The sequence below is a fragment of the Collinsella sp. AM12-1 genome, assembly GCF_003472325.1.
Lineage (GTDB): Bacteria > Actinomycetota > Coriobacteriia > Coriobacteriales > Coriobacteriaceae > Collinsella.
Map to the genome: position 1 here is coordinate 1 of NZ_QRLS01000021.1, position 14,622 is coordinate 14,622.

Genomic DNA, 14,622 nt, shown 5'->3' on the forward strand with positions numbered 1-14,622 from the left:
TGAAAGGCAGATTGCCGCTCTGGCGGGTTTGCAGCGTCAACTGGTTACGCGGGTTGGTAAACCCGCGTAACTACCTACTCCCGAGCTCCGTACTGCTCGTAGTAGGCGTCGATGGCGGCCTTGAGCTCGTCATCGATGACGACCTTACCGTCGATCTCGTGGTTGTAGAGGGTCTCGACGACCTCGGCCATGGAAACGATGCTCGCGACGGGGAAACCGTACTTGGCCTCGATCTCCTTCTGCGCGGTGGTCACGCCACCCTTGCCGACCTCCATGCGGTTGAGGGACACGATGAGGCCCTTGATCTCGACATCGGCAGCAGCCTTAACCTTGGGATAGGTCTCGTCGATGGACTTACCGCTGGTGGTGACGTCCTCGACCATGACCACGCGGTCGCCGTCCTGGGGCTCATAGCCCAGCAGGTTGCCCTTATCGGCGCCGTGGTCCTTGGCCTCCTTGCGGTCGCAGCAGTACTTGACCTCCTTGCCGTACAGCTCGTGGTAGGCAATTGCGGTCACGACGGCCAGCGGAATACCCTTGTAGGCCGGTCCAAACAGCACATCGAAGTCGTCGCCAAAGTTATCGTGGATGGCCTGGGCGTAATACTCGCCCAGCTTCTTGAGCTGATAGCCCGTCACGTAAGCGCCAGCGTTCATAAAGAACGGGGACTGACGGCCACTCTTGAGCGTAAAGCTACCGAACTTAAGAACGTCGGACTCGACCATGAACTTGATGAACTCTTGCTTGTAAGCCTCCATGCGGGCTCCTCTCGTAATCGCGTACGTGCCTTCCAGTTTAGCGCAGGCAGGGCGCGTTGCGGGCGCGCTTTGGGGCCTCGGCATTCTGTAAAGGCTTTGTCAGGGGCAATGGTTTTCCAAACAAAGGGGTTGACACGACAAACCCCCTCATCAAGAATACGGGCGGATTAAAACGGGTACGAGATACCCAAAGCGCGCTGCGCCCGTCCATAAGGAGGTGTGCCATGGAAGGCAGTCATAGTCGAAAAACCTGCATGTCGCCCTCGGCACGCCGCGAGGATTCCGTATTCGCATAAGCGTCACGAACCGATCGTCAAAACCGCCACAAAGGTGCCTGTCCCCTTTGTGGCGGTTCGCGAGCTTGACGTGAGCGACATCTAGGTTTTTTGAAGCAAATACGACACGTACGCTAACTCCCTTCAACAAGGAGGACCCTATGCTGATGCTCAAAACCGCTACGGTACTCGAAGCTATCTCCAAGCGCCGCCGCACGGCGCGCCCTGCCGCCCACGCCGGCCTGCCCAAGAACACCATATTCGCCGCCACCCATTGTGCTGAGGACACTCTCGTACTGCTTGACGCCACGGCAAACGGCCTCACCGCCGAGCGCGCCGCCGAGCGCCTGAGCGCCGTCGGCCCCAACACCATCGAAGCGCCGACCAAGACGCTCGCCCGCCGCATCGCCGACGCGTTCGTCGATCCCTTCGCTGGCATCCTCGCCGCCCTCGCACTGGTCTCGCTCTACATCGACGTGCTCGCCGTGCCCGAGCCCCAGCGCGACCCCTCCACGGTCATCGTTATCGGCATCATGCTGCTGGTATCGGGCGGCATGAAGTTTATCCAGGAGGCCCGCAGCGGCAATGCGGCCGAGGCCCTCAAGGACCTGGTCTCCAACACCTGCTGTGCCCTGCGCGGCGGCGAGCGCATCGAGATTCCCTTCGACGAGCTCGTCCCCGGCGATGTGATCCGCCTCTCTGCCGGCGACATGGTGCCGGCCGATGCCCGCATCATCACCGCGCGCGACCTGTTTGTGATCGAGTCCGCACTCACCGGCGAGAGCGAGGCCGTCGAAAAGACCGCTGCCATCACCGTCGCCGAGGGTGCCGGCAGCCCCGCGCTGCCGCTCTCTGCCTGCAAAAACATCGTCTTTACCGGCACCTCCGTGCAAAACGGCACCGCTATAGCACTTGTCGTTGCCACCGGCTCGGACACCTACCTGGGCGGCATCGCCAAGATGCTCAACGGGCGCGGCGAGAAGAGCGCGTTTGACCGCGGCGTCTCGAGCGTCTCCATGCTGCTCGTACGCCTTATGCTCGTTATGGCGCCGGCCGTCTTTGCCATCAACGCCGCCACCAAGGGCAGCGTCATCGACGCGCTGCTGTTCGCCACGAGCGTGGCCGTGGGCATCACGCCGCAGATGCTTCCCGTCATCGTGACCACGAGCCTGTCGCAGGGCGCCAAGGACCTCGCCCGCCGCCAGGTTATCGTCAAGGAGCTGCCGGCGATCCAAAACCTCGGTGCCATGGATGTCCTGTGCTGTGACAAGACCGGCACCCTCACCGAAGACCGCATCGTGCTCGAGCGCTATCTCAACACTGACGGCAACGAGGACGCACGCGTGCTGCGCCATGCGTTTTTGAACAGCTTCTTCCAGACCGGCCTCAAAAACCTTATCGACCTGGCCGTCATCGACCGTGCCGACGTGACGCCCTCGACTGTCGCGCCCGACTCCACGCTGGGCCAGAGCCTGCGCGACCGCTATACCAAGGTCGACGAGGTGCCCTTCGATTTCTCACGCCGTCGCCTGAGCGTAGTCGTCGCCGACGCCCAGGGCAAAACCCAGATGGTTACCAAGGGAGCTGCCGAGGAAATGCTCGAGATTTGCTCCTTTGTCGAGGTTGACTGTGTCGCCCAGCCGCTCAGCGAAAATAAGCTCGCCCAGATTCGCAAGCAAGTCGCCGAACTCAATGCCGAGGGCCTGCGCGTGATCGCCGTGGCGCAAAAGACCAATCCGCGCTGCGTGGGTGAGTTTGGCATCGCCGACGAGTGCGACATGGTGCTGATGGGCTTTTTGGCCTTCCTCGATCCGCCCAAAGCAAGTGCCGTGGGCGCCATCGCCACCCTCGAGGCCAAGGGCGTGGCAGTCAAGGTCCTGACCGGCGACAACGACCGCGTCGCGGCCACCGTCTGCGAACAGATCGGTATCGACGCGAGCAACGTCTTGCTGGGCTCCGAGATCGATGCGCTCGATGACGCCGAACTTGCCGAGCGCGCCGAGAACACCCACCTCTTCGCCAAGCTCTCGCCGCTGCAGAAGGCGCGTCTGGTGCGTGTCATGCGCGAGCTGCTCGGCCACACCGTGGGCTTTATGGGCGATGGCATCAACGACGCCGCCGCCATGCGTGCAAGCGATTGCGGCATCTCGGTCGATTCGGCCGTCGACATTGCCAAGGAATCTGCCGATATCATCTTGCTCCAGAAGGACCTGGGCGTGCTCGAGCGCGGCATCATCGAAGGCCGCCGCACCTACGGCAACCTACTCAAGTACCTCAAGACCACGGTGAGCTCCAACTTTGGCAACGTGCTATCCGTGACCGTCGCGAGCCTGTTCTTGCCGTTCTTGCCCATGAGCGCTCTGCAGTTGGTGCTGCTGTCGCTGGTCTACGAGATCGTGTGCATCGCGCTGCCGTGGGACACCGTCGACGACGCCTGGACCGCCCGTCCGCGCGCCTGGGATGCCGCGTCCATTAAGGGCTTTATGCTCGAGTTGGGTCCCGTGAGCTCACTGTTTGATATCGTGACTTTCGCCGTGCTCTTCTTTGTGGTGTGCCCCGCCGCCGTGGGCTCAAGCTGGGCAGAGCTTGCCGCTGTAGGCGACGTCGCAGGCATGGCGGCCTTTACGGCGCTCTTCCAGAGCGGTTGGTTTGTCGAGTCCATGTGGTCGCAGACGCTCGTGATCCACATGCTGCGCTCCCCGCGCCTGCCGAGCGCGCGCGACCACGCCGCGCCGGCACTGTGCGCTCTCACCGTGCTGGGTCTGGTACTCGTCACCTGGCTGCCGGCAAGCCCCATCGCCGATGCGCTAGACCTCATGCCGCTGCCGCCGAGCTTCTTCGCGCTGCTCGTCAGCATCGTCGCCGCCTACATCGCACTCACCCAGCTGGCCAAGCGCCGCTACATCGCCCGCCACGGCGAACTGCTGTAACTCCACAGGCACCCTCGTCAAGGATGTTTGGGCCGCCGCGACCCGCCCCCGCTGGCCGCGGCGGCCCAAAACAGCTAAAAACGCCCCTCACCCCCGCTTTAATTTCTTTTGCAAGTTTTAACTTCTTTTGCTTTCTTTCACTTCTTTTAACAAGGCGCCCGGCGGGCATAAGTTGCTCGCCGGGGGTGTCGGTTCGACGAAGAGGCCTCAGCCGTAGCAACGGATTGCCCAGCGAGAGATTTCCCAAGTGCCAACTCAAACAGTACATGTTTAATCTGTTTCGTTAATTGAAATGCGTAAATATGGTTAACCAAAGAATTGATATTTGGTTAAATAGTAACTGTATATTTGGTTAAATGTACTGGTAAACAATGGTGATAATTATGCCAAAGAAGTACTACACTAGAATTATCGAAAATGAGCTTGACCAGCTGCTGGGTATATTCGGCGCCGTTCTCATCGAAGGACCGAAATGGTGCGGAAAGACGACCACGGCCGAGACCCGTGCGGCGTCCAGGCTCCTTCTCATGGACCCGTCCCGCAACTTCGAGAATCGCTTGCGTGCCGAGACTGACCCGGCTCTTGCCGTTTCCGGCGAGGTGCCGCGGCTGATTGACGAGTGGCAGGAGGTTCCGAAACTTTGGGACGCGGCACGGTTTGAGTGCGACAACCGCAGCGGCGAGCCTGGTCAGTTCATATTTACGGGGTCAGCGACACCGCGAGACGACGAACGTCCAATGCACAGTGGCGCTGGAAGGTTCGCTAAATTGCGCATGGATACCATGACGCTTTTCGAGCTTGGGAAATCCAGCGGCGCGGTTAAGCTGTCGGGCATTATTTCTGGCGAAAAGTTCAATGGCGCTTTCGGATCGCTGGATTCCGCCTCGATTGCCGAGTACGTTGTCCGTGGCGGATGGCCCGCGGCGGTCGGTCGCGATGCGCTGGCTGCGTCGGCGATGGCGAAACGTTACATCGGCATAGTCGCCGAAGAAGATTTGTCTCGTGTCGACGGCTCTCGCCGCGACCCTGAAAAGGTCAAAGCTGTCATCGAATCGCTTGCGCGCAATGAATCCACTTTGGCGACACTCAAGACGCTCGTAGCCGATCTTGGTGGAGAAGTATCGAGACAAACGGCGGCATCATATATATCCCTTCTCGCTCGGGTTAGTTTCGTTCGCGATATTCCCGCATGGAACCCCGCAATGAGATCTCCCGTGCACTTAAGAGAATCGAAGAAGCATCATCTCGCTGATCCGTCACTGGCGGCCGCTGCGCTCGGAGCGACTCCGGCGACATTGCTGCTAGATTTCAAGACGCTTGGGCTGCTTTTTGAATCGTTGGCCCTTCATGATTTGTGGGTTTATGCGCAGGCAAATGGAATGGGCCTCTATCACTATCACGATTCTCGCGATCTAGAAGTCGATGCAGTCATTGCGGCTCCCGGTGGAACGTGGATCCCGGTCGAAATCAAGCTCAGCTCCGCCCAAATCGAAGAGGCGTCTGACAGCCTTATTGCTGTCGAGAAGCGTATGGTTGCCGCCGGAAACAACCCGCCAGTTTCGAAAGTCGTAATCATTGGATTTGGTTCACAAGCCTATGTCACTGACCGCGGCGTCCAAGTTGTTCCGCTGGATGTGCTCGCGCCGTAGTGCAATTGCAAGTTTTTACTTCTTTTAACAAGGCACCCGACGGGCATAGGCTGCTCGCCGGGCGCCTTGGTTAGGATGCTATTGCTGTTGAGAACGCCTAGGCCAAATCTTCGCCGTTGGTGGCGATAACCTTCTTGTACCAGTCAAAGCTCTTCTTCTTGGAACGCTTGAGGGTGCCGTTGCCGGCGTCGTCGCGGTCCACATAGATAAAGCCGTAGCGCTTGGACATCTCGCCCGTACCGGCCGAGACCAGGTCGATCGGGCCCCAGGTGGTGTAGCCCAGCAGGTCAACGCCGTCCTCGGTCACCGCATCGCGCATCGCGGCAATATGCTGACGCAGGAAGTCGATACGGTAGTCGTCGTTGATAGAACCATCCTCCTCGACAACATCCCTGGCACCCAGACCGTTCTCAACCACAAACAGCGGCTTCTGATAACGGTCGTACAGGTCATTAAGGGTGATGCGGAAGCCCAGCGGATCGATGGCCCAGCCCCACTGGCTCTCCTGCAGGTAGGGGTTCTTGGCGCCGGCGAAGGCGTTGCCCTGGGTGCGCTTGACATCGGGGTTGTCGGCACCGGCAGAGCAACGGGTGCTGTAGTAACTAAAGCTGATGAAGTCGACGGTGTTGGCAGCCAGGACCTCGCGGTCCTCGTCGGTCATGCCCACATCGATGCCCAGGCGCTCGAGTTTCTTGACGGCATAGGCCGGGTAGTAACCGCGGCTCTGGACGTCGACGAAGAAGTAATTGTCCTGGTTGTCAAGCTGAGCCTGGCGTACATCGCCCGGACGGCAGCTGTAGGGATAGTAGGTGCCCGCGGCGAGCATGCAGCCGATCTTGACCTCGGGGTCGATCTCGTGGGCGATCTTGGTTGCCCAAGCGCTGGCGACGAGCTCGTTGTGGGCGGCCAGGTACTCGACGGCTTCCTTGTTCTCGCCCTCCTCAAAGACCAGGCCGGCACCCATAAACGGCAGGTGAAGGATCATGTTGATCTCGTTGAAGGTGAGCCAGTACTTCACCAGGCCCTTGTAGCGGGTGAAGATCGTGGTCGCGAGGTTCTTGTAGAAGTCGATGAGCTTGCGGTTGCGCCAGCCGCCGTACTCCTTGATGAGGTGGACGGGGCAGTCGAAGTGCGTGATGGTCACGAGCGGCTCGATGCCGTGCGCCTGGCACTCGCGGAACACGTCCTCGTAAAAGGCCAGGCCGGCCTCGTTGGGCTCGGCCTCGTCACCGTTGGGGAAGATACGGGTCCAGGCCAGGCTCATGCGGAAGGTCTTAAAGCCCATCTCGGCAAAGAGGGCAATGTCCTCCTTGTAGTGATGGTAGAAATCGATGCCGGTCTGCGCGGGATAGTAATAGCCGTCCTCGAAGTCGAGCATCTTGCGCTGGCCGGAGACCACCGCGTAACGCTCCGGGCCGTGCGGCGCCACATCCACGTTGGCCAGGCCGCGACCGTCAACGTTGTACGCGCCCTCGCACTGGTTGGCAGCCGTCGCGCCGCCCCACAGGAAGTCATTACGGAAAGCCATGCATCGATCCTTTCACACGCTGTTTGTCGTGGCTTCAGTATCCCCGTAAGCAGCGCGCCACTCAACGGCAACGGCGCAGGTCGGCACTTCTTTTCGCGCACAGACGCCCGGCAGCCGCCCCCGTCTGACACTTTTTGATACCTGCCCGCCCAAACCGCCAACCACCACAAAGGGGACAGGCACCTTTGCGGCGGATTGGGCCCGGTTTGTCTCGATCTGTAACAGTTAGGCAGCCAAAACCGGGCCTGGTGTTACAGATCGAGATTTTTCGGGCAGCCCCTTCAGTTTGTCTAAATCTGTAACAGGTAGAGACGATTTAGCCCGCTAGATGTTACAGATCGAGATGGAAGATTCTAGTCGCAGGCGATGTCGAGGTTCTTGCCGACGAGGCCTACGTAGCCGCCTTCGGCTGCTTTGGGGCTGTCGGCGTGGCAGAGGACCCACTTGTCGGCCTTCCAGTAGCAGTAGCTGTCGCCGGCCGCGGGCATGTCGGCCGCCGCCTCGGGGCGCGGGCCGTTGGTACCCGCCGGCAGCGCAACCATCACTTGGAAGCCGCCGTCGTCGACCATGCAGGGCGTGTAGTGAAGCGTGGTGTTGAATACCTCGACGACCTTGCCCGCCGGCACGCGGAACGCCTTGACGCACGCGGTGTCGAGCTTGCCGTCCTCGATCTCCCAGCGATGCGCCACGAGCAGGATAAAGTCGCGGGCGCCCAGGTTAAACTCGCTGGCGCGGTGATACTCCAGGCAGTTGAGGCGTGTGTTGTGGCCGTTGCACCAGCCGAGCTGGAAGGGGCGGCCGCCAAACATGAGAAAGCCCAGTTTGTCGGCATCCTTGACGCCCTCGAGCTCCGGCGCACTTGCTACGTACTTACTGCCCTCGGGGATGGGCGTGGCAGAGAGCGCCTCGAGCACGGGCGACGTGAGCACGGACGGAACGTTATCCCAAACGTTGCCATAGGATTTGAACTCGGGATCGTTGACAGAGTAGATATGCATGTTCACTCCTGTTTGTAAATGTGACTATACGAACATTCTAGAACAAACATGAGCGATTTTGAACGCTCGTCCCGACCAATCAACAAAAAGGCGCCCCCGCATAAGCGAAGACGCCCAATGCGCTCGTTTTGGGCGATAAAGCTCTTATGCCTGCTGATAGTGCAGGTGCTTCTCATCGATATCGGCCAGATCGCGGTCGAGGTAGCGGCGCGCGAGCCAGTTTGCCATGGGAAGGTTCTGGTCCAGGTAGTTACCGCACTCCTCGGGAGCGGCACCGGGGACATCGCCCTCAAAGCCGGCGACAAACTCGAACAGTTCGCGCACGAGCGGCAAGATTTCCTCGCTCGTCAGCTCACCAAAGACAACCAGGTAAAAGCCCGTACGGCAGCCCATGGGCCCAAAGTAGACAATGCGGCTCGACCACTCGGCATGATTGCGGAGGAACGTCGCGCCCAGGTGCTCGATGGTGTGGCACTCGGCCGTGTTCATGACCGGCTCTTTGTTGGGCGTGGTCAGGCGTAGGTCAAAGGTGGTGACGGCGGCGCCGGTCGCCGGATCGCGGTCGATGCGGCTCACGTACACGCCGGGCTCAAGCAGCAGATGGTCAACGGAAAAGCTCGCGATGCGCTCCATGGCAGATCCTCTCGATAGTCAAATTGGGACGGGGCTCTTTTAGCTGGTTCGAATGGTCGCACCAATCATACCAGTCAAAAAAGCCCCGTCCCAAAAAGACAACTTAGCCAAGGACACGGGCCATACGGGCCTTGAACTCGGACAGGAAGCGCGGGGTATCGACGGTCAGCGCCACGAGTGTGCTCTTGTCGGGATCTGCCACGCGGCGCTCATCGCAGATGGTGCGGCCGCGATACTCACCCAGCAAGTCAACACGCAGGTTACAGCCGAGCGCACCCACGAGCGTGGGATCAATCGCCACGGCAACCGCCAGCGGATCGTGCAGCGCGCAGCCGCCCAGGTAGGACGCGTTCATCTCGTACGAACCAATGTAGTGCTCGACCATGCTCGCAAATGCGCAGCCGGCCATGGTTCCCGAACCCGTCCAGCCGGCAATGTCGCGGCGCGTGAGCACCACGCGATGCGTCACGTCCAGGCCCACCATGGTGAGCTTACGGCCCGAGCGCAGCACCGCGTCGGCTGCCTCGGGGTCGCTCGCCATGTTGGCCTCGGCGCCCGCGCTCACGTTACCGGGCACGGTAAGGGCGCCGCCCATCACGACCACGCGGCCGATGGACATCATCGCCGCCGCATCGCGCTCCAGGGCGAGCGCTAGGTTGGAGAGCGGGCCAGTCGCTACGTAGACCAGATCGGGACCATAGGTGCGCGCGGCATCGATCAGATAATCGACCGCAGCGTTGCCGTCGGCCGAGGTCGCCCCCACCGGCTCGTAGGGCGACGCGGGCACGCTCGCGCCGCCGATGCCGTTCTTGCCGTGAATGAGCGCGGTGGACGCCGGCGGCGTATAGGGCTCAGTCGCTTGCAGAGGACGGTCGGCACCCAGGTACACCGGCACCTCGGGACGGCCCAACAGGTCGAGCACCGCCAGGCAGTTGTGCGCCGACTGCTCGACGCGCACGTTGCCAAAGCATGTGGTGATGCCCACGAGCTCCACCTCGGGGCTCGCGATGGCATAGGCAAGCGCCATCGCATCGTCCACACCCATATCCAGATCAAGGATCAGCTTCTTAGTTGCCATTGTTTTACTCCGCTTCTCCGTCTTGTACTAATCGTCTAAACCAAACATGCGCCCAACTTCGGCACGCGTGGGAATCGACTGCTGCGCGCCCAAACGCGACACCGTCACCGCCGAGGCACGGGCGCCGGCGGCCATGCATTCAAAGAGCGGCAGGCCCTCCAGGCGAGCCGCCGCAAGCGCACCAATAAACGTATCGCCCGCGGCCGTCGTATCGACCACCGCGCACGAAAGTGCCGGCATGCGCAGCAGCTCACCGTCATCGCCAAATGCAACTGAGCCGGCACCGCCTAGCGTGATGACCGCAGCCCCGGCGCCCTTGTCGAGCAGCGCATTGAGCGCGGCGACGCAACTCGCATCATCCGTGGGCAGAATGCCCGTCAGCACCTGGCACTCGGTCTCGTTGGGGCAGACCAGGTCGACCGCAGGCCAGACCTCCGCAGGCAGCTCGCAGGCGGGCGCTGGATTAAAGACCGTATAGAACCCCAGCTCGTGAGCGCAAACAAGCGCCTCGGCCGTCGCCACAAGGTCACATTCGCCCTGGGCGATAAAGACGCTTCCGGCAGCCGGGGCAATCTCGCTGGCGTCGCCGTCGAGCTCATGGGCCACCAGACGCCTCAACGCGCAGGCAACGTCCGCGCCCGCAAGCGCATGGTTGGCGCCCGGTGACAGTATGATGCGGTTGTCGCCCTCGCAGCGAATGATAGTCGCGGTGCCGGTCTCCACGTCATCGCGAAGCGCCACGAACTCAACACTCACGCCGGCATCCTGGAGCCCCGCCACAAGCGCATCGCCAAAGGTATCACGTCCAACAGCGCCGATCATGCATGTGCGCGCACCCATGCGCGCGGCGGCAACGGCCTGGTTAGCGCCCTTACCGCCGGCGTTGGTGATAAACCCGCTGCCGCCGACGGTCTCGCCCGCACGCGGCATGCGCTCGCACGCCACCGAAAGGTCCATGTTCATGCTGCCGAACACCGCAATGATGTCGCGATCTGCCATGGAAACCTCCTCATCTGCGGGCCTTATGCCCACCGTCGACCATCGATTGTGCGCCCTCGCACCCCCTATAACTTTAGTTCACTTTGATGTGGACGCGCGCTTGAGCTTGCGCCAGCAGCAAGCATTCACAGGGGCAGGCAGCTACAATGAATACGTGCTGATTATTCTCGTCATTGGATGATGTTTTATGGAACAATTCTCGCAATCGGGCTCGCGCGGTCGACGCCGCACGGGCAACGAGCCGGCGCCGCACGAACGCGTGAAGGGCGAGCGCCGTGCCAACGAGCCGCGACGCACCGCGAGCCACCATCGCGCTTCTGCCAACAACGCGAGCCGCGCCAACACTCCCGCCGCGGAGCAGACGCCTGCTCGCCCCAAGTCCCGCTACATCCCTGCCCTTGACGGCCTGCGCACGCTTGCCGTCGTCGCGGTGGTGCTCTATCACCTCAACCTCACGTGGGCTCAGGGCGGCCTGCTTGGCGTCACGATCTTCTTTGTGCTTTCGGGCTATCTGATCACGCGCTTGCTGCTCAACGAAGTCGCTAAGACCGGCCGCATCGACCTTAAGAGCTTCTGGATTCGCCGCATCCGTCGCCTGGTCCCCGCCGTGGTAACGGTAGTCTTCGTGACCTGCGCGCTGTGCACCATCTTTAACCACGTGATGCTCACCAAGATGCGCCCCGACATCCTGCCGTCGCTGCTGTTCTTTAACAACTGGTGGCAGATTATGCAGGACGTCTCGTACTTCAATGCTCTGGGCGACCCCTCGCCGCTTACGCACTTTTGGTCGCTCGCCATCGAGGAACAGTTCTACCTGGTTTGGCCCCCGCTGCTGCTCGCTATGGTATCCATGCACATGAGCAAGCCCAACACGCGCCGCGTGGTTCTGGGCCTGGCTGCTGTCTCCGCCATCGCCATGATGGTGCTCTATAACCCCGCCGCCGACCCCAGCCGCGTGTACTACGGCACCGACACCCGCGTGTTCTCGCTGCTGCTGGGCGCCTGGATGGCCTTTATCCCCGATCGCGACCTGGCGCCGGTGCGTCTCGCTCATCGTTTGGGGCTCAATCGCCTGGCTGACGCCGCCAAGCACGGCAAGAACGCCGAGAGCAAGCATGACGCTACGACCGACGGCGCAGCCGAGACCGTCCCGGCACAGCCGAGCGCCCTCGTGCGTTTTTGGTCCTCGCCCGCATCCATCGATGTATTGGGCGTCGTGGGTCTGGTTGGCCTTGCCGCCATGGTCGCGCTCACCAACGGCTACACCGCGTTCCAGTATCGCGGCGGCACGCTGTTATGCTCCATCCTCACGCTCATGGTCATCGCGGCCTGCGTGCAGCCCCAGGGAATGGTTGCCCGCGCGCTGTCCGCCGAGCCGCTCGTGTGGGTTGGCAAGCGCTCATACAGCATCTACCTGTGGCACTATCCGCTGCTGTTGCTTATGAACCCGGTCGCCAACATCAACGATACACCGTGGTGGCAGTACATTTTGCAGGTGCTGTTGGTGGTCACCGTGGCCGAATGCTCATATCGCTTTATCGAGACGCCGTTTAGAAAGGGCGCCTTTGGGCGCACCGTATCCGAGTTCCGCGACGGCACCGCCACGCCCGCCAACTGGGTGCGCGCGCACGTCCCTGCCTGCGCAGCCTGCGCTGTCGTGTTGGTCGTTGCACTGGGCGGCCTGATCTTTGTGCCCGAGACGTCTGCGCTGAGCGGCGAGGGCGCCGAAGTTCTGAACAAGGAAGCCAAGAACACCGCGCCCACCGACCAGCAGGCGGCCGACGACACCGACAAGGACAACGACGGCTTCCCCGATGGCTCCTACGATCTGCTTATGATCGGCGACTCCGTGTCGCTGCGTGCCGTGGACACCTTTGACGGCGTGTTCCCGCACAGCCATATCGATGCCGAAAAGGGCCGCCAGTTTGATGCGGGCCGCGCGACATTTGAGGGCTATATCCAGCAGAACCTTGCCGGCAAGATCGTGGTCTTTGCCCTGGGCACCAACGGCTTGGTAACCGACGACCAGATCGACGCCATCATGGCCGATGCAGGAGATAAGCGTATCGTGGTGTTTGTGAACACGCGCAGCCCGCAGCCGTGGGTTGGCTCTACCAACCAGGCCATCGCCAACGCCGCTACGCGCTACAAGAACGTGCGCGTTATCGACTGGTACGGATACAGCGCCAATCGCAACGACCTGTTCGATGGCGATGGCACGCACCTGTCGACCACTGGCGTGACTGAGTACCTCAACTTGATCCACGATGCAGTCAAGAAGGACCTGCCCGTACACCCCGAGGATCACGTCAACGATCCGCAGCCGGCAGCCGTCAAATCTGCCACCGACGCACTCGTCAATGCGCTCGCTCTCAAGCCGCACAAGCTGGGCACCGACAAGTAACCCGCAGCAAACAACCCAAAATCACTCTTTTAGAGTCGGCCCCAAGAGGTCGCGGGCAAAAAACAGGCCGCAGCCCATGGCGGCGGCCTGTTTGGAGTCCAAAAGAGGCGCTAAGCGCTGTAACCCATCGCCTGCAGAACAAACATGACGACCGTCAGCACCGTAATCACACCGATAGTCGCCCAAGTGAGCACATTCCACACGCGGCCGTTGCGGTTAGTGCCCATAATGTGACGGTCAGCGGCAATAACCACCTGGAACACCAGAACCACGGGCAGCAGCACGCCATTGATGACCTGCGAGGTCATCATAATCTGGAACAGATCGACGCCGGGCATAAGCACCAGCACGGCAGAGATGCCGATGATGGCCGTAATGATGCCGCGATAGACCGGGGCCTCGTCCCAGCTGCGATCGGCACCGCGCTCCCAGCCAAATGCCTCGCAGATAGCGCTCGACGTAACGCCCGGCAGCACGCAGGCAGCCAAGAAACTCGCCGCGACCAGGCCCGAGGCAAACAGTACCGTAGACCACTGACCCGCAATAGGCTCCAGCGCGCGGGCAGCATCGGCAGCATCGCTAATCTGAATACCCGCCGGGAACAGCACCGTACCGGTCGTAATGATAATAAAGCCGGCAATGACATCAGCGGCAAGCGAGCCGCTCACGGTATCGATGCGCTGCAGCACGATATCGTCCTCGCCCGCGTTCTTATCGACCACGTTGTTCTGCGCCAAGAAAATCATCCACGGCGCGATGGTGGTACCGATCGTTGCGACCACGAGCGACACGTAGCTGGGGTCATTTTGAATGTTAGGCACGACCAGGTCGACCGCGACCTCACCCCAGTTGGGGCCAGCCATAAACGCGGCGACGATATAGGTCACGAACACGCAGCTCACCAGCAGTAGAATCTTCTCGATGCGCTGGAAACTACCCGACATGGTAAGCATCCATACCAGCAGCGCCACCAACGGCACCGAGATGCTCGCCGGCACGCCAAAGAGAGCAAGACCGCTGGCGATGCCCGCAAACTCCGAAATGGTCACAGCCGTGTTGGCGATCAACAGCGCCGCCATAGCAAGTACACTCTTGCGCACGCCAAAGCGCTCGCGAATGAGCGATGCCAGGCCCTTACCCGTGACGCAGCCGCAGCGCGCCGCGGTCTCCTGCGTCACGATGAGCAGCACAGTCATGACGGGAAGCATCCAGAGCATCTTGTAGCCATAGCTGGCGCCCGCACTGGAATACGTTGCAATGCCGCCGGCGTCATTGCCCGAAAGCGCCGCCAGCAGACCGGGACCCATAGCGCCAAAGATGGCCGCGATGGTCAGCTTTTGCTTGGTGCCCGACTTTTGCTTGGTATTTTG

Annotated in this window: 10 protein-coding genes; 3 read left to right on the forward strand and 7 right to left on the reverse strand. The window is 61.3% G+C overall.

Features of this window, described 5'->3' with window-relative positions:
* Nucleotides 1-74: 74 nt before the first annotated feature.
* Nucleotides 75-758, reverse strand: coding sequence for an orotate phosphoribosyltransferase (pyrE, locus tag DW136_RS08780; protein WP_117630014.1), 684 nt, complete (start codon nt 756-758; stop codon nt 75-77).
* Nucleotides 759-1,194: 436 nt separating this feature from the next.
* Here pyrE and mgtA point away from each other — a divergent pair, with 436 nt between their 5' ends.
* Together mgtA and DW136_RS08790 are read left to right on the forward strand one after the other, a co-directional pair.
* The gene (gene mgtA / locus DW136_RS08785; RefSeq protein ID WP_117630015.1) at nt 1,195-3,963 is read left to right on the forward strand and encodes a magnesium-translocating P-type ATPase; all 2,769 of its coding nucleotides are present in this window, start codon (nt 1,195-1,197) and stop codon (nt 3,961-3,963) included.
* A gap of 383 nt (nt 3,964-4,346) precedes the next feature.
* The gene (locus DW136_RS08790; RefSeq protein WP_158549353.1) at nt 4,347-5,612 is read left to right on the forward strand and encodes an ATP-binding protein; all 1,266 of its coding nucleotides are present in this window, start codon (nt 4,347-4,349) and stop codon (nt 5,610-5,612) included.
* Between the two features lie 97 nt (nt 5,613-5,709).
* On the opposite strand, the gene DW136_RS08795 is transcribed toward DW136_RS08790, so the two are convergent.
* The 5 genes from DW136_RS08795 to DW136_RS08815 form a co-directional block, all read right to left on the reverse strand.
* Complete coding sequence (locus DW136_RS08795) at nt 5,710-7,140, reverse strand: 6-phospho-beta-glucosidase (RefSeq protein ID WP_117630016.1); 1,431 nt, start codon at nt 7,138-7,140, stop codon at nt 5,710-5,712.
* Between the two features lie 353 nt (nt 7,141-7,493).
* Nucleotides 7,494-8,138 carry a DUF4867 family protein gene (locus DW136_RS08800; protein ID WP_117583664.1) on the reverse strand — a complete coding sequence of 215 codons (645 nt, stop codon included), beginning with the start codon at nt 8,136-8,138 and terminating at the stop codon, nt 7,494-7,496.
* A 144-nt stretch (nt 8,139-8,282) separates the two neighbouring features.
* Nucleotides 8,283-8,771, reverse strand: a complete 489-nt coding sequence (locus tag DW136_RS08805) for an S-ribosylhomocysteine lyase (RefSeq protein WP_117583665.1) — start codon at nt 8,769-8,771, stop codon at nt 8,283-8,285.
* Between the two features lie 103 nt (nt 8,772-8,874).
* Nucleotides 8,875-9,849 (reverse strand): nucleoside hydrolase, encoded by a 975-nt coding sequence (locus DW136_RS08810; protein WP_117583666.1) that lies wholly within the window; start codon nt 9,847-9,849, stop codon nt 8,875-8,877.
* A gap of 27 nt (nt 9,850-9,876) precedes the next feature.
* Nucleotides 9,877-10,848: a ribokinase gene (locus tag DW136_RS08815; protein ID WP_117583667.1), complete on the reverse strand. Its 972-nt coding sequence runs from the start codon at nt 10,846-10,848 to the stop codon at nt 9,877-9,879.
* Nucleotides 10,849-11,035: 187 nt separating this feature from the next.
* Here DW136_RS08815 and DW136_RS08820 point away from each other — a divergent pair, with 187 nt between their 5' ends.
* On the forward strand, nt 11,036-13,252 hold the full coding sequence (locus tag DW136_RS08820) for an acyltransferase family protein (RefSeq protein WP_118289436.1): 2,217 nt from the start codon (nt 11,036-11,038) through the stop codon (nt 13,250-13,252).
* 110 nt (nt 13,253-13,362) lie between these two features.
* On the opposite strand, the gene DW136_RS08825 is transcribed toward DW136_RS08820, so the two are convergent.
* Complete coding sequence (locus DW136_RS08825; protein WP_117637211.1) at nt 13,363-14,559, reverse strand: Nramp family divalent metal transporter; 1,197 nt, start codon at nt 14,557-14,559, stop codon at nt 13,363-13,365.
* Between the last annotated feature and the right edge of the window lie 63 nt (nt 14,560-14,622).

What these genes read in the sequence shown, in the direction of transcription:
- DW136_RS08820 (WP_118289436.1), top strand. Translation starts at nt 11,036, where the DNA reads ATGGAACAATTCTCGCAATCGGGCTCGCGCGGTCGACGCCGCACGGGC.
- DW136_RS08815 (WP_117583667.1), bottom strand. Translation starts at nt 10,848, where the DNA reads ATGGCAGATCGCGACATCATTGCGGTGTTCGGCAGCATGAACATGGAC.
- DW136_RS08805 (WP_117583665.1), bottom strand. Translation starts at nt 8,771, where the DNA reads ATGGAGCGCATCGCGAGCTTTTCCGTTGACCATCTGCTGCTTGAGCCC.
- DW136_RS08795 (WP_117630016.1), bottom strand. Translation starts at nt 7,140, where the DNA reads ATGGCTTTCCGTAATGACTTCCTGTGGGGCGGCGCGACGGCTGCCAAC.
- DW136_RS08825 (WP_117637211.1), bottom strand. Translation starts at nt 14,559, where the DNA reads ATGGGTCCCGGTCTGCTGGCGGCGCTTTCGGGCAATGACGCCGGCGGC.
- DW136_RS08810 (WP_117583666.1), bottom strand. Translation starts at nt 9,849, where the DNA reads ATGGCAACTAAGAAGCTGATCCTTGATCTGGATATGGGTGTGGACGAT.
- DW136_RS08800 (WP_117583664.1), bottom strand. Translation starts at nt 8,138, where the DNA reads ATGCATATCTACTCTGTCAACGATCCCGAGTTCAAATCCTATGGCAAC.
- DW136_RS08790 (WP_158549353.1), top strand. Translation starts at nt 4,347, where the DNA reads ATGCCAAAGAAGTACTACACTAGAATTATCGAAAATGAGCTTGACCAG.
- mgtA (WP_117630015.1), top strand. Translation starts at nt 1,195, where the DNA reads ATGCTGATGCTCAAAACCGCTACGGTACTCGAAGCTATCTCCAAGCGC.
- pyrE (WP_117630014.1), bottom strand. Translation starts at nt 758, where the DNA reads ATGGAGGCTTACAAGCAAGAGTTCATCAAGTTCATGGTCGAGTCCGAC.